The organism is Streptomyces sp. CA-142005, assembly GCF_050942335.1.
Taxonomy (GTDB): domain Bacteria; phylum Actinomycetota; class Actinomycetes; order Streptomycetales; family Streptomycetaceae; genus Streptomyces.
In genome coordinates this window covers 3,505,720-3,525,298 of record NZ_CP192078.1, presented here as the reverse complement: position 1 = coordinate 3,525,298, position 19,579 = coordinate 3,505,720, and the positions used below count along the sequence as shown (strand labels likewise).

Below are 19,579 nucleotides of genomic sequence, written 5' to 3'. Positions count from 1 at the left end.
ACAGCCGCCCGTGAGGACAGGGACGAAGAACACGAAGGGCTTTTGTGGGCCCCCGACAAAACCCTATGCCGAGGGTTCGCCGTCGACCAGACGCCCCAGGATGAGCGCGATTCGCAGCGTGAAGGCGGATCGTACATCCGAAGGGGACCAACCGGTGACGTCTGTCACACGTCGGAGCCGGTAGCGCACGGTGTTCGGGTGAACGAAGAGCATCCGGGCCGCGCCTTCCAGGCTGCTCGCCTGTTCCAGATAGACACTCAGGGTTTCCAGCAGTGCCGAACCGGCCTCTTCGAGAGGTCTGTAGATCTCCTCCACCAACTGCTCGCGGGCGCTCGGATCGCCCGCGATCGCGCGCTCCGGCAGGAGATCGTCCGCCAGCACCGGCCGGGGCGCGTCCTGCCAGGCGGAACACGCCTTCAGGCCCGCGGCGGCGGCCTGCGCGGACCGCGTGGCGGCCAGCAGATCGGGTACGACGGGCCCCGCGACCACCGGCCCCGCGGCAAAGGGCCCGATCAGTGACCTGGCGACGGCGAGCGGATTGGAACTGCCGCCCGCGATGACGACGAGCCGGTCCCCGAGCACCCCGGTGAGCACCTGGAGCTTGGCATGCCGGGCGGCCCGCCGGATGGCCTCGACGGTCAGCTCGCTGTCCCCGTCGGGCGCGGTCCCGAGCACGACACACACGTGCTCCGGCGAGTTCCAGCCGAGCGCGGCGGCCCGGCTGACGGCCCCTTCGTCCGCCTCCCCGCTCAGCACGGCGTTGACCACCAGCGACTCCAGCCGCGCGTCCCAGGCACCGCGTGCCTCGGCGGCCTGCGCGTAGACCTGCGCGGTGGCGAAGGCGATCTCCCGGGCGTACACGAGCAGCGCCTCCCGCAGCACGCTCTCGTCACCGGGCGCGGCCACCTCGTCGATCGCCGACTCCATGACCTCGATGGTGGTCCGCACCATCTCCACGGTCTGCCGCAGCGTGATGGCCCGGGTCAGCTCGCGCGGCGCGGTGCCGAACACGTCCGTGGAGATCGCCTGGGGAGCGTCCGGGTGCCGGAACCACTCGGTGAAGGCCGCGATGCCCGCCTGGGCCACGAGCCCGATCCAGGAACGGTTCTCCGGGGGCATGGCCCGGTACCACGGCAGGGTCTCGTCCATCCGCGCGATGGCCTGTGCGGCGAGAGAACCGGAGGACTTCTCCAGCCGCCGGAGGGTCGCGGCGTGCGGGTGGACGTCGAGTGCGTGGTGACCGGCGTGGGGCTCGTTGCTGCGGGATTCGGGTTCGGGCACGGGACAAGACTGCCTTATCGGGACGCCGGTGCGTGCCGCCGGGTCGGGCTCGGCCCTCGAGGCGGGGTCTACCGTGGTGCGCGTGATGGACGTACGGCGCGCGGACGAGCGCTACCCAGGGGGCGAGCCGGAGGCCGGGATCGAGTCGTGGCACGCCTTTTCCTTCGGCCCCCACTACGACCCCGGCAACCTCCGCTTCGGCGCGGTCATCGCCTGCAACGAGGAGCGGCTCGCGCCCGGTGCCGGCTTCGACGAACACCCCCACAGCCACACCGAGATCGTCACCTGGGTCGTCGAGGGGGAACTGACCCACCGCGACTCCACCGGCCACGAGACGAAGGTCCGGGCCGGTGACGTCCAGCACCTCAGCGCCGCGGCGGGCGTCCGCCACGTGGAGCGCAACGACGGGTCGTCGCCGCTCACCTTCCTCCAGATGTGGCTGGCCCCACGGGAGCCGGGCGGGGAGCCGTCGTACCAGATCATCCCGGGGATAGCAGACTCCACGCCGTACGCGGTACCGGGGGCGGGAGCGATGCTGCACGTACGGCGTCTGACGGCGGGGGAGCGCACGGCGGTCCCGGACGCCGCGTTCGTCTATGTGCACGTGGTGCGGGGTGCCGTCCGGCTGGGCGCGGAACGACTGGCCGCGGGCGACTCGGCACGGATCACCGGGGCGGAGGGCTGGGAGGCGGTGGCGGCCACGCCGGCGGAAGTGCTGCTGTGGGAGATGGGGGAGTAGGGGACGCTCCCGCGGTCCTCAGCCGCGCAGTTCCGCCAGCACCGCGTCCGTGAACACCGGCCACGCCTCGATCGCCCAGGGCCCGAACGCCCTGTCCGTCAGGGCGGCACCGGCGACTCCCGCGTCCGGGTCGATCCACAGGAACGTACCCGACTGCCCGAAGTGCCCGAAGGTACGCGGGGAGGAGGAACTCCCCGTCCAATGGGGTGACTTGGAGTCGCGGATCTCGAAGCCCAGGCCCCAGTCGTTCGGGTTCTGGTGGCCGTATCCCGGAAGCACGCCCTTCGTCCCCGGGTACTGCACGCTCATCGCCTCCGCGACCGTCCGCGGATCCAGCAGCCGCGGCGCCTGCACCTCCGCCGCGAACCGCAGCAGGTCCGAGACCGTGGACACCGCGTCCTTCGCGGGCGAGCCCTCCAGCGTCGTCGACGTCATGCCCAGCGGATCCAGCACGGCCTGCCGCAGATACTCGGCGAACGGAATGTCCGTCGCCTTGGCGATGTGGTCCCCGAGCTGCTCGAACCCGGCGTTGGAGTAGAGACGGCGCTCGCCGGCAGGCGCCATCGCCCTGTGCTCGTCGAAGGCCAGCCCGGAGGTGTGCGCGAGGAGGTGGCGGACGGTCGAGCCGGGCGGCCCGGCCGGCTCGTCCAGCTCGATCGCGCCCTCCTCGTACGCGACCAGCGCCGCATACGCGGCCAGCGGCTTGGTGACCGAGGCGAGCGGAAAGCGGTGCCCGACGGGTCCGTGCGTGCCGAGGACGGTCCCGTCGGCTCGTACGACACCCGCCGCCGCGGTGGGGACGGGCCAGTTCTCGATCGACGCCAGGCTGGTCAGGCTGTTCAACGACATGCCACCGAGCCTATGCGGCTCACAGCAGCAACCGCATCGACGGGTCCGGGTCACGGGTGAAGCCGAGGGAGGCGTACAGCGGCTCGGCCTCCGGGGAGGCGTTCAGCAGGACGTGGCCCGCGCCACGCTCCCGGAACCAGGCGAGCAGCTCCTCCATGGCCGCGCGCGCGTACCCGCGCCGCCGGGCGTCCGGGTCGGTCGCGACGCTGAAGACGTGCCCGACCCGCCCGTGCGGATTCCCCGACTTCCCGATGCGGTACTCCAGCGTTCCGGCCACCAGCGCGGCCAGCGCCCCGGGCCGGTCTGGATGGTCCACGACGAAGGCGACGAAGTCACCGTCCGGCTCGGCCAGCCGCTTGCGCAGCGTCGGCAGCGACTCGGCATGCCAGTCCGTCGGCCCGCCGCCTCCCGCGGTCCACAGAGAGTCGATCATCACCTGCCGCAGACGCAGCAGTTCTTCGGCGTCCTCGGGCAGGGCCCGGCGTGCAAGACTCATGCGCCGCACGTTAGTCAGGCGCCCCGGCCCGCGTCCCGCGGATTTCTTACCGGATCCGCTTGCTTGGAGTGCACTCCAACCCCATAGCGTGGAGGCCATGACGGTGATGCAGACCACGCCAGCCGACACCGCGCGCACGGCCCCCGCAGACATCTGCGCCGCCCCGCCCCGACGCCATCCACGCCCCGACGGCCAGGACCGCTACACGATCAGCGAGGTCGTCGCCTTCACCGGCCTCACCGCGCACACCCTGCGCTGGTACGAGCGGATCGGCCTGATGCCGCACGTCGACCGCTCGCACACCGGTCAGCGGCGCTACAGCAACCGCGACCTGGACTGGCTGGACTTCGTGACCAAGCTGCGGCTGACCGGCATGCCGGTGGCGGACATGGTCCGGTACGCGGAACTGGTCCGGGAGGGCGAGAGCACCTACGGGGAACGGCGGGAGCTGCTGGAGTCGACCCGCCGGGACGTCCTGAACCGGATCGCCGAACTGCAGGACACGCTCGCCGTTCTCGACCGCAAGATCAGCTTCTACGGGATGGAGGGGACCACCCGATGACCGACGCCAGGATCCCGACGGCACGGCTCGGCCAGGACGGCCCGGAGGTCGGCGTACAGGGCCTCGGCTGCATGGGCATGAGCTTCGCGTACGGCCCCACGGACGCCGGCCAGGCGCGCGCCGCGCTGGAGCGGGCGCTGGAGCTGGGCGTGACGCTGTACGACACGGCGGACGCCTACGGCGCGGGCGAGAACGAGCGGTTCCTCTCCCCCTTCTTCAAGGCGCACCGCGACGAGGTGGTCATCGCCACCAAGTTCGCCCTGTCGATCCCCGAGGACGACCCGACCAGGCGGATCATCCGCAACGACGCGCCGTACATCCGCGAGGCCGTCGAGGCCAGCCTGAAGCGGCTCGACGTCGACGTGATCGACCTCTACTACATGCACCGCCGCGATGTGAACGTCCCCATCGAGGAGACCGTCGGCACGATGGCGGAGCTGGTGCGCGAGGGCAAGGTCAAGCACCTCGGGCTGAGCGAGGTCACCGCCGACGAGCTGCGCGCCGCGCACGCCGTGCACCCGATCGCGGCCGTGCAGTCGGAGTGGTCCCTGTTCAGCCGGGACATCGAGGCGAAGGTCGTGCCGGCCGCGCGGGACCTGGGAGTGACCCTGGTGCCGTACTCGCCGCTCGGCCGCGGCTTCCTCACCGGCTCCTTCACCGACGCCGAACAGGAGCTCACGGCCGACGACTTCCGCCGTCAACAGCCCCGCTTCACCGGCGCCAACGCGGCGGCCAACGCCGCCCTCCTGGAGCCGATCCGGGCGATCGCCGAGGCCCACGGCGCCACTCTCGGCCAGATCGCCCTGGCCTGGGTGCAGCAGCGGGCGACGATCGACGCCCTCCCGGTGGTCCCCATCCCGGGCACCCGCAAGCCGAACCGGGTGGAGGAGAACGTGGCGGCGACGGCGATCGTGCTCGGCGACGAGGAACTGTCCCGACTGGAGCCGATCGCGGGCAAGGTGGCGGGCGGGCGCTACGCGGACATGACGTTCACCTCCGCGGGCCGCGAGTAGCTCAGAGTTCCGCCAGGAGTTCGGCCTTCTTCGAGGAGAACTCCTCGTCGGTGACCAACCCGGCCTGATGCAACTCCCCGAGGTGCCGGATCCGTTCGGCGATGTCCGCGGGGTCGCGCCGTGACGGGGCCGGTACCGCGGGTACCGGCCCCCGCGTGCGTACGGCCGCAAGGACCGCCGCGGCGAACGGCAGCGACTCGTGCACCGGGCCGTACCCCAGCCCGAAGACGACGGTCGCCGGATCCTGATCGGGCTGCACGGCGGCCGACTCGGCCGAGCGCCGGACCAGTCGCAGATGTCCCTCGAACACCTCGGGCGACCGCCACTCCACCCCGCTCAGCTGGGTGACCGGAAAGCTCTGGTCGCCGGCCTTCCACTTCGCCGAGGACGCGCCCGTCCAGGACCAGCGGAACTGCACGGCCGTACCGTCGAAACTCGCCTTCCCGTCGTACGCCTTGAACGACAGCGGCGCCTCGGGCGCGGTCACCAGATGGCGGTCGGCGGGCCCGGACTCGGTCAACAGGCCCTTCAGTTCGTCGGCGTAGTACTCCGCGAGCGTCTCCCGCTCGGCCGGCAGCACCAGCCGGTACGGGTCGGAGCCCTCCTTCAGCTGCCCGGCCGCCGCCTCCATCAGCGGATCCGCTCCGGCGCGCGGCAGCAGCCGCAGCACGACGGTGCCGCGCCTGCCCGGGGAGAGCGTCACGCCCTTGACCGCGGACAGCGGGATCCGCCGTTCCCCGAGTGCCTGGAACAGCTTCGGTGTTCGAATCCCCCGTTCGTAACGGATGAGCACGGAGTCGGACTCGAACTCCCAGACGGCATGAAATCCCGCCAGTACGTCACCCATGCGGCTCATCGTATGCGGCACGTGCTCCTCCGTCGCCACCCGCGCAGACCGCACTTCCTGCTGTTTCTACGCGCGTCCGGCCGTGGTGGTGCCGGGCACACCGGCCTGGCACAGGTCGTTCTCGCGTGCGCACGTCACCGCGTCGTAGGCCCCGACCGCCACGTCGGCGAGGTTGCGCAGGCTGTCCGTGCCCGGCTGGAAGTAGCCGGCGTGGCCCTGCGCGTCCCGGGCGGACAGCACCCGCGCGCCGAACGCCGAGGACACGGGATCCGCGCCGTGCCCGATCCCGCCCAGTTCCAGGTACGGCACGTCCTGGATCCAGTCGCTGGCGTCCCGCATGGCCCACACCCGGGCCGTGGTGCCCAGGTGGGAGGCGCTGGAGACCCGCATGCCGGGGCTCGCGGCCACCGCTATGTCGGTCACCCGGCGCGGCATGCCGTGCGCGGCCACCCCGCAGACCACGGAGCCGTAGCTGTGGCAGACCGTCGTCACCGGGGCACGGCCGGGCAGGCCGTCCAGCAGCGCGTTCAGCCGTATGGCGCCCTCCGCGGCGCGCAGTCCGGTGGCCGCGTCCATGCCGAGGCCGTCGGGGGAGGTGTAGTCGGCCCAGGCGATCACGGCCGTACGGGTCGCGGGGCTCTGTGCGCGCTCCGCCGCGTACAGAGCCTTGGCCATGCCGACCGGGGCGGTGTACTGGCGGTTGGTCTTCTGGAAGGTGAGCAGATCGGTGTCGACGCCGGGGACGACGACCGAGATCCGCTGCGCCTTGTCCAGGTTCCCGAACACCTCCGCGACCCGGCCCGAGCCCTCGGGGTCGAAGGCCAGGATCTTCCGGCCGGGGCCCATCAGGTCCTCGTAGCGGTGCATTCGACGGCCCGCGTCCTGCTGTCCGGCCGCGCTGAGCCGGCTGTCGTGCACGCGTTTCCTCTCGACCTTGCGTTGCTGCTCCAGCGCGATGTGGTTGGCGCGGTAGCGCAAGGTGACGGGGGCGCCGTTCATGTTGCCGACCGTGAGCGGGTAGCGGCGGGCGAGACGGCTCTGGTCCTCGGGGGAGAGGGACGCGAAGAAACGGCTGAGCAGGGACGGTGCGGCCTTGGGGTCCGGCAGATGGAGGCCGTGGATGCTGCCGTGCTCCCACTTGGCGAGCGAGGCCTGCAGTGCGGTCGACTCCCTGTGGCTGTGCAGGGCGGTCCAGCCGGTGGTCGCGAGCATCACGAACACCACGGCCAGCGCCAGCAGTGCGCGCCAGACGTTCAGTTGCGGGGAGGTGTCGAAGGAAGTCACTGGGAGGACACACTAGGAGAACGGGAGGGTCTCGGGGTAACCGAGTGACAGGTATCACGTTTCGCGAAGCGTCGAACGCGTTGTCAACGATCTCGGTTTGAGCGCCAGTTCCCGGTAAGTGCCGAACCCACCTGATCGAGGTAGGAAGCGGTGAGTTGACGGATCGCCACCAGGCTGAAGTCGTCGCCCGTGCACCACTGCCGTTCGGTGACCCTTATCACGCCGCCGAACACGGCCACGGCCAGCCGCGGTCGAGGATCCACGTCCACGTCCACGCCCTCGCGCTCGGCCAGCAGGCGGGCGATCGTCTCCTCCGTGGCCGCCGAGCGGCGCAGATGGGCGGCGAGCAGTGCCGGCGTCGACTCGATCGTCCGGTACATGCGCAGATACAGCTCGACCGGTACGGCCGACTCGACGGTCTCCCGGATCCCGTCCCAGCCCTCCAGGACCGCCTGCCGCAGGGCCTCCAGCGGCGCCTCGTGCGGCGGACGCGCGCGTACGGCCTCGACGAAACGCGCCTCCGTCATCTCCTGCACGGCGAAGGCCACGTCCTCCTTGCCGGCGAAGTAGCGGAAGAAGGTGCGCTGCGAGACGTCGACGGCCTCGGCGATCTCGTCGACCGTCGTGTGCTCGTACCCCTGGGTCGTGAAGAGCTCCAGAGCGGCCCGCAGCAGCGCCTCCCGGGTGCGCTGTTTCTTGCGCTCGCGCAGTGTTTCCATACGTGTCAGTTACTGACGGATGAAATGATTTGTCAATTGTCAGAGGCTGTCACTAGCCTCGAACGCATGACTAGTCAGACCACCATCGACGCGACGGGGCCGGGGGGCGCGGCGCCGCGGTCCCCGCTCGAGTCGCCGCCGGCCGCGGGGCTGCGCGGCCATCCCTGGCTCACCCTGATCACCGTCGCCGTGGGCGTCATGATGGTGGCCCTCGACGGCACCATCGTGGCCATCGCCAACCCGGCGATCCAGAAGGACCTGGGGGCCACCTTCGCCCAGGTGCAGTGGATCACCAACGGCTACTTCCTGGCCCTCGCGGTCTCCCTGATCACGGCGGGCAAGCTCGGTGACCGCTTCGGCCACCGGCAGACCTTCCTCATCGGGGTGACCGGCTTCGCCGCCGCCTCCGGCGCCATCGGCCTGTCCCACAGCATCGCCGCGGTCGTCACCTTCCGCGTCTTCCAGGGCCTGTTCGGCGCGCTGCTGATGCCGGCCGCGCTCGGCCTGCTGCGGGCCACCTTCCCGGCCGAGAAGCTCAACATGGCCATCGGCATCTGGGGCATGGTGATCGGCGCGTCCACCGCGGGCGGCCCGATCCTCGGCGGCGTGCTCGTCGAGCACGTCAACTGGCAGTCGGTGTTCTTCATCAACGTGCCGGTGGGAGCGCTCGCCCTGATCCTGGGCGTGCTGATCCTGCGCGACCACCGCGCCGAGAACGCCCCGCGCTCCTTCGACATCCTCGGTATCGCCCTGCTCTCCGGCGCGATGTTCTGCCTGGTCTGGGCCCTGATCAAGGCTCCGACGTGGGGCTGGGGCGACGGCAAGACCTGGATCTTCATCGCCGCGTCCGTGGTCCTCTTCGCCCTGTTCTCCGTCTGGGAGACCAGGGTCAAGGAGCCCCTGATCCCGCTGGGCCTCTTCCGCTCGGTCCCGCTCTCGGCGGGCGTGGTCCTGATGGTCCTGATGGCCATCGCGTTCATGGGCGGCCTGTTCTTCGTGACGTTCTACCTCCAGAACGTGCACGGCATGAGCCCCATCGACGCCGGCCTGCACCTGCTGCCGCTCACCGGCATGATGATCGTCGGCTCGCCGCTGGCCGGCGCCGCGATCACCAAGCTCGGCCCGCGCATCCCGCTGGCCGGCGGCATGGCCGCGACCGCGATCGCCATGTACGGCATGTCGACGCTCGAGGCCGACACCGGCAGCGGCGTGATGTCGGTCTGGTTCGCGCTGCTCGGCCTCGGCCTCGCGCCGGTCATGGTCGGCGCCACCGAGGTCATCGTCGGCAACGCCCCGATGGAACTCTCCGGTGTGGCGGGCGGTCTCCAGCAGGCGGCCATGCAGATCGGCGGCAGCCTCGGCACGGCCGTGCTGGGCGCCGTGATGGCCTCCAAGGTCGACAGCGACCTGCCGGGCAACTGGACCGGCGCGGGGCTGCCGCAGCTGACCCCGGGTCAGCTGGACAAGGCCTCGGAGGCGGTCCAGGTCGGCGTCGCCCCGGTGCCGAAAGGTGTGCCGGACCAGATCGCCGCGAAGATCACCGAGGTCGCCCACCACACGTTCATCTCCGGCATGAGCCTCGCCTCCCTGGTCGCCGCGGGCGTGGCGGCCGTCGCCGTCCTCGTCGCGCTGCTCACCAAGCGGGGCGCGAACGCGGAGGCGGGCGCGGGCGTGGGCCACATCTGAGGCCTCGTCCCGGACTCCGCCCGGGCGTCTTCCGGGCGGAGTTCCCCTATCAGGGTGACTCGGCTAAAGATCGCTCGCACCGGGCGCGCGCCGCAGGTCACAGTGGGTCAAGTCCTCCGCAGACATGGGGGACGGCCGGGCCGCGGCTCGCGCTGCCGGAGGGGGGCAGCGCGCGCAGGTCTGCCGGGCCGGAATCGGGGTACTCGCACCGCGAAGCCGAACTGTCCATGAACCCCAGGGAGTTGATGATGACAGGCTTCGGGCACGGAACGCGCGGGTACCCCCGGTCACGTGGCCGGACGTGGCAACGGACCGGGCCGGACCGCGCGACACTCGGCATCATCGGCGCGATCTGTGCCGTGGCCGGCTTCTTCGCACTGGGCATCGTCCTGGGCCCGGTGGCGATGGTCTGCGGCTGGCAGTCCATGGGCCGCAAGTGGTCCAACGACCGAGACATCCCAGCGCTGGTGGCGTTGGTCCTCGGCGCGATAGACACGGTGCTCGCCGTCGTCGCCCTGGCGGGCGCGGCCACATGGGGCCACGGGCTCCTTTAGCCGACGGTTGGGTCGTGGGGCCCGGGGCCGTCCGCCGGGCGCGGGCCCCACCCCGGTCGGCCACGGCCCCGGGCAGCGCGTCAACTCCGTTGCTGCTCCCGCTCGTCGGCCAACCGGGCCACCTCCGCCCGCAGCAGGCGGACCTCCTCGGCCAACGCGGCGATGGCCTCCGTCTGCCGCCGCTCCTCCACATCGTCCTTCTCGAACCGCGCGATGAACCACGCCGCGATGTTCGCGGTCACCACACCGAGCAACGCGATCCCGGACAGCATCAGCCCGACGGCGATCATCCGCCCCAGGCCGGTCGTCGGCGCGTGATCGCCGTACCCCACGGTCGTCATCGTCGTGAACGACCACCACACCGCGTCACCCAGCGTCCGGATGTTCCCGTTCGGCGAGTCCCGTTCCACGGACAGCACCGCCAGCGACCCGAACATCAGCAGCCCGATCACCGCCCCGGCGACATACGTCGTGAGCCGGATCTGCGAGGCCATCCGCGCCCGCCGCCCCACCAGCAGCAGCGTCGACACCATCCGCAGCAACCGCAGCGGCTGCAGCAGCGGCAGCACCACCGCGCACAGGTCCACCCAGTGGGTCCGGACGAACTCCCCGCGGCGCGGGGCGAGGGCGAGCCGCATCAGGTAGTCCACGGCGAACGCGGCCCAGACCACCCACTCGACCACCGTGCACGCGTACGTCAGCGAATGACCCGCGGAGTGGTCCACGATCGGCACGGCGTAGGCGACGGTGAACGCCACCGCCAGCGCCAGCAGCGGCCGCTGGGTATGCCGTTCCCAACGCGCCTGCGCCGACTGATGGTTCATGCCCGCATCGTAAACGCACCCCAAAGGGGTGCGGGGGACTGCGCGACCAGCCGCGCAGTCCCCCGCACCCGGCGACGAACCAGCTGACCCTTCCCGGTTGCCGCCCGGTCAAAGCCGGGCGCAGCGGCTACGCGTCGCCCCCCGCCGCCCCCGGATGCGCCGCCGAGACGTCCAGCAGCTGGTACCGGTCGATGGCCTGCTTCAGCACCGAGCGGTCCACCTTGCCCTCGCGGGCCAGCTCGGTCAGCACCGTCACGACGATCGACTGCGCGTCGATGTGGAAGAAGCGCCGCGCCGCACCCCGGGTGTCGGCGAAGCCGAAGCCGTCCGCGCCGAGCGACTGGTAGGTGCCCGGCACCCACCGCGCGATCTGGTCCGGCACCGATCGCATCCAGTCGGACACGGCCACGAACGGACCCTCGGAGCCGCTGAGCTTGCGCGTCACGTACGGCACCCGCTGCTCCTCCTCCGGGTGCAGCAGATTGTGCTCCTCGCACTCCACCGCCTCGCGGCGCAGCTCGTTCCAGGAGGTGGCCGACCAGACGTCGGCGCGTACGTTCCAGTCCGCGGCGAGGATCCGCTGCGCCTCCAGCGCCCACGGGACCGCCACGCCGGACGCCATGATCTGCGCCGGGATCGAGCCGCCCGTGCCCTCACTGAGTTTGTGGACGCCCTTGAGGATGCCCTCCACGTCCACGTTCGCCGGCTCGGCCGGGTGCTGGATGGGCTCGTTGTAGACGGTCAGGTAGTAGAAGACGTCCTCGCCGTGCGGGTGCTCGGCGTCGCCGCCGTACATCCGGCGCAGGCCGTCCTGGACGATGTGCGCGATCTCGTAGGCGTACGCCGGGTCGTAGGCCACGCACGCCGGGTTGGTCGAGGCGAGCAGCTGCGAGTGGCCGTCCGCGTGCTGCAGGCCCTCACCGGTCAGTGTCGTACGGCCGGCGGTCGCGCCCAGCACGAAGCCGCGCGCCAGCTGGTCGGCCATCTGCCAGAACTGGTCGCCGGTGCGCTGGAAACCGAACATCGAGTAGAAGACGTAGACCGGGATCAGCGGCTCGCCGTGCGTGGCGTAGGCCGAGCCCGCCGCGATCAGGGAGGCCGTACAGCCCGCCTCGGAGATGCCGTCGTGCAGCATCTGGCCGGTCGGCGACTCCTTGTAGGCGAGCAGCAGCTCCCGGTCGACCGACTCGTACTGCTGGCCCAGCGGGTTGTAGATCTTCGCGCTCGGGAAGAAGGAATCCATGCCGAACGTGCGGTACTCGTCCGGCGCGATCAGCACGAACCGCTTGCCGATCTCCTTGTCCCGCATGAGGTCCTTGAGGAGCCGGACAAAGGCCATGGTCGTGGCGATGGACTGCTGGCCCGTGCCCTTCTTCACGGTCGCGTACGCCTTGTCGTCCGGCAGCGGGAGCGGCTTGGAGCGCACGACGCGCGTCGGGACGTACCCGCCGCACTGCTTGCGCATGTCGTGCATGTACTGGATCTCGTCGGTGTCCCGGCCGGGGTGGTAGTACGGCGGCGGGCCGGACTCCAGCTCCTTGTCGGAGATCGGCAGGTGCAGCCGGTCCCGGAAGCGCTTGAGGTCGTCGACCGTCAGCTTCTTCATCTGGTGCGTGGCGTTGCGGCCCTCGAAGTTGGGGCCCAGCGTCCAGCCCTTGACCGTCTTGGCCAGGATGACCGTTGGCTGGCCCTTGTGCTCCTTGGCCGCCTTGAACGCCGCGTAGATCTTGCGGTGGTCGTGACCGCCGCGGCCCAGGTGCAGGATCTGGTCGTCGGTCATGTTCTCGACCATCGCCCGCAGCCGGTGGTCGTCGCCGAAGAAGTGCTCGCGGATGTACGCGCCCGACTCCGTGGCGTACGTCTGGAACTGGCCGTCCGGGGTCGTGTTCATCTTGTTGACGAGGATGCCGTCCCGGTCCTGCGCGAGCAGCGGGTCCCAGGTGCGGTCCCAGATCAGCTTGATCACGTTCCAGCCGGCGCCCCGGAAGATCGACTCCAGCTCCTGGATGATCTTGCCGTTGCCGCGCACCGGGCCGTCGAGCCGCTGCAGGTTGCAGTTGACGACGAAGGTCAGGTTGTCCAGGCCCTCCCGGGCCGCGATGGACAGCTGGCCGAGCGACTCCGGCTCGTCCATCTCGCCGTCGCCGAGGAACGCCCACACGTGCGACCTGGAGGTGTCGGCGATTCCGCGCGCCTCCATGTAGCGGTTCATCCGCGCCTGGAAGATCGCGGCCAGCGGGCCGAGGCCCATGGAGACCGTCGGGAACTCCCAGAAGTCCGGCATCGAGCGCGGGTGCGGATAGCTGGACAGGCCGTCGGGGTACTTCGACTTCTCCTGGCGGAAGCCGTCGAGCTGGTCCGCGCTGAGCCGGTCGAGCAGGTACGCGCGGGCGTAGATGCCGGGGGAGGCGTGGCCCTGGAAGAAGACCTGGTCACCGCCGTCGCCCTCGTCCTTGCCACGGAAGAAGTGGTTGAAGCCGACGTCGTACAGCGAGGCCGAGGAGGCGAAGGTGGCGATGTGGCCGCCGACGCCGATGCCGGGGCGCTGGGCGCGCGAGACCATCACGGCCGCGTTCCAGCGGGTCGCGTTGAGGATCCTGCGCTCGATCTCCTCGTTGCCCGGGAAGAACGGCTCGCTCTTGGTGGGGATCGTGTTGACGTAGTCCGTGCTGCGCATCTCGGGCACGGCCACGCGCCGCTCGCGGGCCCGCTCGATCAGCCGGAGCATGAGGTAGCGGGCCCTCTCCCGGCCGCGCTCGTCCACGGCGGCGTCGAGGGAGTCGAGCCACTCCTGGGTTTCTTCGGGATCGAAGTCAGGAACCTGACTCGGAAGGCCGCCAATGATGATCGGGTTGCGATCGGATCCGGAAGCCACGCTGTTCCTTACCTGTCAGAGGGCCAGTTTTTGCACCTGCCTACACCGCTCCCCATCGTGTACCTCGGGACGGCGTACGTCATCTCCTTCGTGTCCGCACCGTGTCCGCGCGGGCAAAACGCAACGATACGCCCGGGGTGTGACGTGCTTGGCAAAGGTGTTCGAGTGGCGTATCACCGGATGATTTCGAGATGATTCCGAACGGCGCAAACCGGGCACATCGGTGTGATGTGGGTCGCGCGGAAACGGGGTACGGTGCCAGGAGTTGCGGCGACACGGCCGGGATCGTCACCGTTTCGGCGGTCCGGACGGCCGGGTACTTGCGCGATCCGCCCCGCCCGTGTGGACTACGGCCAATGCTTCGCGCACGCGCGTGGCTGAGATACTCAACAAGACATGATCAGGAGGCAACCCGTGAGCGCGACCGCGGACCACGCGGAGGAGCGGACGAACCCTGCCGCCAGGCTGGGGTTCCAGCCCGGGCAGGTGGTCCAGGAGATCGGCTACGACGACGACGTCGATCAGGAGCTTCGCGAGGCCATCGAGGAAATCGTCGAGGGCGACCTGATGGACGAGGACTACGACGACGTGGCCGACGCCGTTGTGCTGTGGTTCCGTGACGACGACGGCGACCTGACGGATGCGCTGGTGGACGCCACCACGTACATCGAAGAGGGCGGCGCGATCCTGCTCCTGACGCCGAAGACCGGCCGTTCGGGGTACGTGGAGCCGAGCGACATCCAGGACGCCGCCACGACGGCCGGCCTGACGGCGTCGAAGAGCGTCAGCGTGGGCAAGGACTGGAGTGGCTCGCGGCTTGCCACGCCGAAGGCGGCCAAGTCCAAGAAGTAGATCTCCGCTGCAGCACCGGACGGGCCGGTTTCGCCCCGGCCCGTCCGGAAGCCCTGGTGATCGCTGCGTAGGGTGGACCCGAGCGTGTGCTGTGCGCTCACCCGAACGGCCCACCGAAGGGATGCACGACGATGGCGATCCAGGTCGGCGACAAGGCGCCCGACTTCGAGCTCAAGGACAACCACGGCCGGACCGTGAAGCTCTCGGACTTCCGCGGCGAGAAGAACGTGGTACTCCTCTTCTACCCCTTCGCCTTCACCGGCGTGTGCACCGGCGAGCTGTGCGAGCTGCGCGACAACCTGCCGAAGTTCGAAGGCCGCGACACCCAGCTGCTCGCCGTCTCCAACGACTCCATCCACACCCTGCGCGTCTTCGCCGAGCAGGAGGGCCTGGAGTACCCGCTGCTCAGCGACTTCTGGCCGCACGGCAACGTCTCGCGCGCGTACGGCGTCTTCGACGAGGACAAGGGATGCGCCGTCCGGGGCACCTTCATCGTCGACAAGGAGGGCGTCGTGCGGTGGACCGTGATCAACGGCCTGCCGGACGCGCGCGACCTGAACGACTACGTGAAGGCGCTCGACACCCTGTAGGCCGACCGTGGCCGACACCTGTGATGCTCCGGGTCCAGGGTCTGCGGGGGCCGGGAACCCGTCACTAGGATCGGCTCGTTGATCCCATATCCGAAGCACGACGGGGCTCCCCGCCCCTGGACACCACATGGAGGACCCGTGGGAGTCAGCCTCAGCAAGGGCGGCAACGTATCGCTGACGAAGGAGGCCCCGGGCCTGACCGCCGTCATCGTCGGTCTGGGGTGGGACGTGCGGACCACGACCGGCACGGACTTCGACCTCGACGCGAGCGCACTGCTGCTGAACAACACCGGCAAGGTCGCCAGCGACCAGCACTTCGTCTTCTTCAACAACCTCAAGAGCCCCGACGGCTCGGTCGAGCACACCGGTGACAACATCACCGGTGAGGGCGAGGGCGACGACGAGCAGATCAAGATCAACCTGGCCGGCGTCCCGGCCGACATCGAGAAGATCGTCTTCCCGGTGTCGATCTACGACGCCGAGAACCGCCAGCAGTCCTTCGGCCAGGTCCGCAACGCGTTCATCCGCGTCGTGAACCAGGCGGGCGAGCAGGAGATCGCCCGCTACGACCTGAGCGAGGACGCCTCCACCGAGACCGCCATGGTCTTCGGCGAGCTCTACCGGCACGGGGCGGAGTGGAAGTTCCGCGCCATCGGCCAGGGCTACGCCTCGGGCCTGCGCGGCATCGCGCAGGACTTCGGCGTCAACGTCTGATCCCGGCAGGGTTACGACACCTGCACCGTCCGGCGCCGCACCGTTTACGGTCGGCGCCGGACGCGCAGGACAACCAGGGAAGCACCACTAGGGGAGGACCAGCATCATGGGCGTCACGCTCGCCAAGGGAGGCAACGTCTCCCTCTCCAAAGCCGCACCGAACCTCACCAACGTCATGATCGGGCTCGGCTGGGACGCGCGCTCCACCACCGGCGCCCCCTTCGACCTGGACGCCAGCGCGCTGCTGTGCGGCGCCGGCAACCGCGTCCTGGGCGACGAGTGGTTCGTCTTCTACAACCAGCTCAAGAGCCCCGACGGCTCGGTGGAGCACACCGGTGACAACCTCACCGGTGAGGGCGAGGGCGACGACGAGTCGATCCTGGTGGACCTCGCCAAGGTGCCCGCGCACTGCGAGAAGATCGTCTTCCCGGTCTCCATCCACATGGCGGATGAGCGCGGCCAGACTTTCGGCCAGGTCTCCAACGCCTTCATCCGGGTCGTGAACCAGGCCGACGGCCAGGAACTGGCCCGCTACGACCTCAGCGAGGACGCCTCCACCGAGACGGCCATGATCTTCGGCGAGCTGTACCGCTACCAGGGAGAATGGAAGTTCCGCGCCGTCGGGCAGGGCTATGCCTCGGGCCTGCGCGGCATCGCCCTGGACTTCGGGGTGAACGTCTCCTAGCCGAGCACCCTCCCAGGCGGCCTGCGCTGTGGCTTTTCGGTGAGGGTTGCCCTGGACGGTACCGCCGGTAGGGTGCACCTCTAGACTCGGGGTCAACGTTTAGCAAAGCCGGGTACGGCGCGGGGGAACACCTTCCTCAGACTTTCGTCTGGGAGGGCCCCCAGACACGATTGGGTAGCCAGTGCTTCTGAAAACCTTCGGCTGGTCGTTCGCGGTCACCGCGCTCGGCCTGGTCGCCGCGGTCTTCTACGGGGGGTGGGAGGCCTTCGGCGTCGTGGCGATCCTGGCCATCCTCGAGATCTCGCTGTCGTTCGACAACGCGGTGGTCAACGCCGGCATCCTGAAGAAGATGAACGCCTTCTGGCAGAAGATCTTCCTCACGGTCGGCGTTCTCATCGCGGTGTTCGGCATGCGGCTGGTCTTCCCCGTCGTGATCGTCGCCCTGACCGCCAAGCTCAACCCCTACGACGCGGTCCACCTGGCCCTCACCGACAAGGACCGCTACCAGCAGCTGGTCACCGACGCCCACCCGGCGATCGCCGCGTTCGGCGGAATGTTCCTGCTGATGATCTTCCTGGACTTCATCTTCGAGGACCGGGACATCCAGTGGCTGCGCTGGATCGAGCGCCCGCTGGCCAAGCTCGGCAAGGTCGACATGCTGGCGGTCTGCATCGCCCTGATCGTCCTGCTGATCACCTCCTTCACCTTCGCCGTCCACGCCCACCAGCACGGCGGCGCCCACGTCGACAAGGCGCAGACGGTCCTGATCGCCGGCATCGCCGGCCTGATCACGTACATGATCGTCGGCGGTCTCTCGGGCTACTTCGAGGACCGGCTGGAGGACGAGGAGGAGCGCGAGCACGAGGAGGAGGAAGAGGCCGCCCGCACCGGCAAGAAGAAGCCGGCCGTGGTGCTGGCCGGCCAGGCCGCGTTCTTCATGTTCCTCTACCTGGAGGTCCTGGACGCGTCCTTCTCCTTCGACGGCGTGATCGGCGCCTTCGCCATCACCAACGACATCGTGATGATGGCCCTCGGCCTCGGCATCGGCGCGATGTACGTCCGGTCCCTCACGGTCTACCTGGTCCGCCAGGGCACCCTCGACGACTACGTCTACCTGGAGCACGGCGCCCACTACGCCATCGGCGCCCTGGCCGTGATCCTCATGGTCACCATCCAGTACGAGATCAACGAGGTCGTCACCGGTCTCGTCGGCGTCGTCCTGATCGCCTGGTCCTTCTGGTCCTCCGTCCGCCGCAACCGAGCCCTCGCGGCCGAGGGCGAGGGCACCGACGATAAGGCCGAGGTCTCCTCAGGGGTGTGAGCCGGATCCCCTACGGGTCAGATCCGGGCCGTGACGGGGTGTGACACCCCGCCCGGCGAGGAACGCTCTGAATCGGGGCGGCCGACGTGGTCGGCCGCCCCGACGGCGTTCGTTGAACCAGTACGTGAGCACCTGGGGGCGGGAATGGGTTTCTTCGACGGGCTGCGGGGCGCCAGCGTCGCCGACTTCGACGCGGGCAACGCCTCGACGAACTCCATCGAACTGACCAGGCGGCACCAGACGGTGTCCCTCACCAAGCAGGACGCGGCCACCGGCCATCTGCGCATCAACCTCGCCTGGCGGATGCGCACCTCCGACTTCGACGGCAACCAGCGCACCAGCCTCTTCCGGCACCCCTTCAAGGCCCTCAAGCCACCGGAGGTCCTCGGGCACGGCCAGAGCATGGTCAACGTCGACCTCGACCTGGGCTGCCTGTACGAACTGGCCGACGGCACCAAGGGCGTCGTCCAGCCGCTGGGCAACTACCTCGGTGACGTCAACGCACCGCCGTACATCAAGCTCAGCGGCGACGACCGGTTCGGCTCGGCGTCCGGCGAGACGATGTACGTCAACCTCGACCACCGCGACGCCATCAAGCGCCTGCTGGTCTTCGTCTACATCTACGACCAGACCCCCGCCTTCGACCGCACCCACGCCATCGTCACCCTCTACCCCAGCAACGGCCCCCGCATCGAGATAGGCCTCGACGAACGCCATCCCCAGGCCCGCTCCTGCGCGGTCGTCATGATCGAGAACGTGAAGGGCGAGCTGCTCGTCCGCCGCGAGGTGAAGTTCGTGTACGGCTTCCAGGGGGAGCTCGACCGGTTGTACGGGTGGGGACTGCAGTGGGGGCGGGGCTACAAGACCAAGGCGGAACGCTGAGCCGGCAGGCGCACTACCGCCCGATGAACTGCGGCCCCTGCGGAGGCAGCCGGAAGTTCGGATCCACCGGCCCCACGGCCACCGGCACCGCCGCGGGCTGGGGGTATCCGTACGCCGGCTGCGGATAGCCGTACGCGGGCTGTGCCGGCACCGAGGACGTCGGCGGCTCCGGAGGCAACGGCTGCTCCGGAGGCAGCGGCTGGGCGGCACTCGGCTCCTCCGCCGCCTCGGACTCGTCCACCGAGATACCGAAGTCCGTGGCGAGCCCCTTCAGCCCGTTCGAGTAGCCCTCGCCCAGCGCGCGGAACTTCCAGCCCTCCCCGCGCCGGTACAGCTCACCGCAGATCAGCGCCGTCTCCGCACCCGTCTCCGGCTTGATCTCGAACCGGGCCAGCGGCTCGGCGTCGGCGACCGCGGCGTCGTACAGCAGGATGCACAGCGCGGGCACCCGGTCGAAGGTGATCCCGTCCGCGGACGCGACCAGCAGGATCCGGCCGACGTCCGGCTCGACGCCGGGCAGGTCCGTCTGGATCGTGTCGGTCAGCCCCTCGGCGATGCGCTTCTTGCCCAGCCGCCACACCTTTCCCGAGGGGTGCCGGGGCTGGTTGTAGAAGACGAAGTCCTCGTCGGAGCGCACACGGCCGTCGGGGCCCAGCAGCAGCGCCGAGGCGTCCACGTCGGGGACCCCCTGCCCGGGCGTCCAGCGCAGCACGGCGCGCACCGTGTCGGCTTCCAGCGGGACGTTCGACCCCTTCAGCATCGCGTGCGTCATGCGGTCATCCTGCCTTCTCGGTCCTGGCCACGAC

General features: G+C 69.8%; 20 protein-coding genes. 11 read left to right on the top strand and 9 right to left on the bottom strand.

Going from position 1 to position 19,579, the window contains the following annotated elements; translation table 11 throughout:
* Window positions 1-63: 63 nt before the first annotated feature.
* Complete coding sequence (locus ACQPXS_RS16700) at window positions 64-1,281, bottom strand: PucR family transcriptional regulator (RefSeq protein WP_351798107.1); 1,218 nt, start codon at window positions 1,279-1,281, stop codon at window positions 64-66.
* Between the two features lie 85 nt (window positions 1,282-1,366).
* Between ACQPXS_RS16700 and ACQPXS_RS16695 the strand changes: the two genes are divergently transcribed.
* Window positions 1,367-2,020 carry a pirin family protein gene (locus ACQPXS_RS16695; RefSeq protein WP_365325677.1) on the top strand — a complete coding sequence of 218 codons (654 nt, stop codon included), beginning with the start codon at window positions 1,367-1,369 and terminating at the stop codon, window positions 2,018-2,020.
* Between the two features lie 18 nt (window positions 2,021-2,038).
* On the opposite strand, the gene ACQPXS_RS16690 is transcribed toward ACQPXS_RS16695, so the two are convergent.
* Together ACQPXS_RS16690 and ACQPXS_RS16685 are read right to left on the bottom strand one after the other, a co-directional pair.
* Complete coding sequence (locus tag ACQPXS_RS16690; RefSeq protein ID WP_433450069.1) at window positions 2,039-2,869, bottom strand: serine hydrolase domain-containing protein; 831 nt, start codon at window positions 2,867-2,869, stop codon at window positions 2,039-2,041.
* 19 nt (window positions 2,870-2,888) lie between these two features.
* Window positions 2,889-3,365 carry a GNAT family N-acetyltransferase gene (locus tag ACQPXS_RS16685; protein ID WP_433450068.1) on the bottom strand — a complete coding sequence of 159 codons (477 nt, stop codon included), beginning with the start codon at window positions 3,363-3,365 and terminating at the stop codon, window positions 2,889-2,891.
* 97 nt (window positions 3,366-3,462) lie between these two features.
* On the opposite strand from ACQPXS_RS16685, the gene ACQPXS_RS16680 reads away from it, so the two are divergent.
* Both ACQPXS_RS16680 and ACQPXS_RS16675 read left to right on the top strand, forming a co-directional pair.
* Complete coding sequence (locus tag ACQPXS_RS16680) at window positions 3,463-3,927, top strand: MerR family transcriptional regulator (RefSeq protein ID WP_433450066.1); 465 nt, start codon at window positions 3,463-3,465, stop codon at window positions 3,925-3,927.
* On the top strand, window positions 3,924-4,940 hold the full coding sequence (locus ACQPXS_RS16675; RefSeq protein WP_433450064.1) for an aldo/keto reductase: 1,017 nt from the start codon (window positions 3,924-3,926) through the stop codon (window positions 4,938-4,940). Before ACQPXS_RS16680 ends, ACQPXS_RS16675 begins: the two co-directional genes overlap by 4 nt.
* Window position 4,941: 1 nt before the next feature.
* Here ACQPXS_RS16675 and ACQPXS_RS16670 read toward each other — a convergent pair whose 3' ends face one another.
* The 3 genes from ACQPXS_RS16670 to ACQPXS_RS16660 all read right to left on the bottom strand — a co-directional run bounded on the left by ACQPXS_RS16670 (window position 4,942) and on the right by ACQPXS_RS16660 (window position 7,790).
* Complete coding sequence (locus ACQPXS_RS16670; protein ID WP_433450063.1) at window positions 4,942-5,787, bottom strand: DUF4429 domain-containing protein; 846 nt, start codon at window positions 5,785-5,787, stop codon at window positions 4,942-4,944.
* A gap of 66 nt (window positions 5,788-5,853) precedes the next feature.
* On the bottom strand, window positions 5,854-7,071 hold the full coding sequence (locus tag ACQPXS_RS16665; protein ID WP_433450061.1) for an alpha/beta hydrolase: 1,218 nt from the start codon (window positions 7,069-7,071) through the stop codon (window positions 5,854-5,856).
* An 83-nt stretch (window positions 7,072-7,154) separates the two neighbouring features.
* A complete protein-coding gene (locus ACQPXS_RS16660) occupies window positions 7,155-7,790 on the bottom strand; it encodes a TetR family transcriptional regulator (protein ID WP_351798121.1) in 636 nt (211 codons plus the stop codon).
* Between the two features lie 66 nt (window positions 7,791-7,856).
* Between ACQPXS_RS16660 and ACQPXS_RS16655 the strand changes: the two genes are divergently transcribed.
* Window positions 7,857-9,476, top strand: coding sequence for an MFS transporter (locus ACQPXS_RS16655; protein WP_433450060.1), 1,620 nt, complete (start codon window positions 7,857-7,859; stop codon window positions 9,474-9,476).
* Between the two features lie 248 nt (window positions 9,477-9,724).
* Entirely contained in the window at window positions 9,725-10,030 is a 306-nt protein-coding gene (locus tag ACQPXS_RS16650; protein ID WP_228620127.1) for a small hydrophobic protein, read from the top strand.
* Window positions 10,031-10,110: 80 nt separating this feature from the next.
* Here ACQPXS_RS16650 and ACQPXS_RS16645 read toward each other — a convergent pair whose 3' ends face one another.
* Entirely contained in the window at window positions 10,111-10,854 is a 744-nt protein-coding gene (locus ACQPXS_RS16645; RefSeq protein ID WP_433450059.1) for a potassium channel family protein, read from the bottom strand.
* Window positions 10,855-10,981: 127 nt separating this feature from the next.
* Window positions 10,982-13,729, bottom strand: a complete 2,748-nt coding sequence (gene aceE, locus ACQPXS_RS16640; RefSeq protein WP_433450057.1) for a pyruvate dehydrogenase (acetyl-transferring), homodimeric type — start codon at window positions 13,727-13,729, stop codon at window positions 10,982-10,984.
* Between the two features lie 414 nt (window positions 13,730-14,143).
* Here aceE and ACQPXS_RS16635 point away from each other — a divergent pair, with 414 nt between their 5' ends.
* From ACQPXS_RS16635 to ACQPXS_RS16610, 6 genes are all read left to right on the top strand, one after another.
* Entirely contained in the window at window positions 14,144-14,581 is a 438-nt protein-coding gene (locus ACQPXS_RS16635) for a DUF3052 domain-containing protein (RefSeq protein ID WP_351798129.1), read from the top strand.
* A 131-nt stretch (window positions 14,582-14,712) separates the two neighbouring features.
* Window positions 14,713-15,171, top strand: coding sequence for a peroxiredoxin (locus tag ACQPXS_RS16630; RefSeq protein ID WP_351798131.1), 459 nt, complete (start codon window positions 14,713-14,715; stop codon window positions 15,169-15,171).
* A gap of 138 nt (window positions 15,172-15,309) precedes the next feature.
* Entirely contained in the window at window positions 15,310-15,885 is a 576-nt protein-coding gene (locus ACQPXS_RS16625; RefSeq protein ID WP_351203376.1) for a calcium homeostasis/redox stress adaptation protein, read from the top strand.
* Window positions 15,886-15,991: 106 nt separating this feature from the next.
* Window positions 15,992-16,570, top strand: coding sequence for a TerD family protein (locus tag ACQPXS_RS16620; RefSeq protein ID WP_351798132.1), 579 nt, complete (start codon window positions 15,992-15,994; stop codon window positions 16,568-16,570).
* A 181-nt stretch (window positions 16,571-16,751) separates the two neighbouring features.
* Window positions 16,752-17,891 carry a DUF475 domain-containing protein gene (locus ACQPXS_RS16615; protein ID WP_433450056.1) on the top strand — a complete coding sequence of 380 codons (1,140 nt, stop codon included), beginning with the start codon at window positions 16,752-16,754 and terminating at the stop codon, window positions 17,889-17,891.
* 144 nt (window positions 17,892-18,035) lie between these two features.
* Window positions 18,036-18,773: a TerD family protein gene (locus ACQPXS_RS16610; RefSeq protein ID WP_365325451.1), complete on the top strand. Its 738-nt coding sequence runs from the start codon at window positions 18,036-18,038 to the stop codon at window positions 18,771-18,773.
* Window positions 18,774-18,786: 13 nt separating this feature from the next.
* On the opposite strand, the gene ACQPXS_RS16605 is transcribed toward ACQPXS_RS16610, so the two are convergent.
* The gene (locus tag ACQPXS_RS16605; protein WP_351798138.1) at window positions 18,787-19,545 is read right to left on the bottom strand and encodes a TerD family protein; all 759 of its coding nucleotides are present in this window, start codon (window positions 19,543-19,545) and stop codon (window positions 18,787-18,789) included.
* Window positions 19,546-19,579: the final 34 nt, after the last annotated feature.

Coding starts and splice junctions, on each gene's coding strand:
- ACQPXS_RS16695 (WP_365325677.1), top strand. CDS start 1,367: ATGGACGTACGGCGCGCGGACGAGCGCTACCCAGGGGGCGAGCCGGAG.
- ACQPXS_RS16690 (WP_433450069.1), bottom strand. CDS start 2,869: ATGTCGTTGAACAGCCTGACCAGCCTGGCGTCGATCGAGAACTGGCCC.
- ACQPXS_RS16685 (WP_433450068.1), bottom strand. CDS start 3,365: ATGAGTCTTGCACGCCGGGCCCTGCCCGAGGACGCCGAAGAACTGCTG.
- ACQPXS_RS16680 (WP_433450066.1), top strand. CDS start 3,463: ATGACGGTGATGCAGACCACGCCAGCCGACACCGCGCGCACGGCCCCC.
- ACQPXS_RS16675 (WP_433450064.1), top strand. CDS start 3,924: ATGACCGACGCCAGGATCCCGACGGCACGGCTCGGCCAGGACGGCCCG.
- ACQPXS_RS16670 (WP_433450063.1), bottom strand. CDS start 5,787: ATGGGTGACGTACTGGCGGGATTTCATGCCGTCTGGGAGTTCGAGTCC.
- ACQPXS_RS16660 (WP_351798121.1), bottom strand. CDS start 7,790: ATGGAAACACTGCGCGAGCGCAAGAAACAGCGCACCCGGGAGGCGCTG.
- ACQPXS_RS16655 (WP_433450060.1), top strand. CDS start 7,857: ATGACTAGTCAGACCACCATCGACGCGACGGGGCCGGGGGGCGCGGCG.
- ACQPXS_RS16650 (WP_228620127.1), top strand. CDS start 9,725: ATGACAGGCTTCGGGCACGGAACGCGCGGGTACCCCCGGTCACGTGGC.
- ACQPXS_RS16645 (WP_433450059.1), bottom strand. CDS start 10,854: ATGAACCATCAGTCGGCGCAGGCGCGTTGGGAACGGCATACCCAGCGG.
- ACQPXS_RS16630 (WP_351798131.1), top strand. CDS start 14,713: ATGGCGATCCAGGTCGGCGACAAGGCGCCCGACTTCGAGCTCAAGGAC.
- ACQPXS_RS16620 (WP_351798132.1), top strand. CDS start 15,992: ATGGGCGTCACGCTCGCCAAGGGAGGCAACGTCTCCCTCTCCAAAGCC.
- ACQPXS_RS16610 (WP_365325451.1), top strand. CDS start 18,036: ATGGGTTTCTTCGACGGGCTGCGGGGCGCCAGCGTCGCCGACTTCGAC.
- ACQPXS_RS16605 (WP_351798138.1), bottom strand. CDS start 19,545: ATGACGCACGCGATGCTGAAGGGGTCGAACGTCCCGCTGGAAGCCGAC.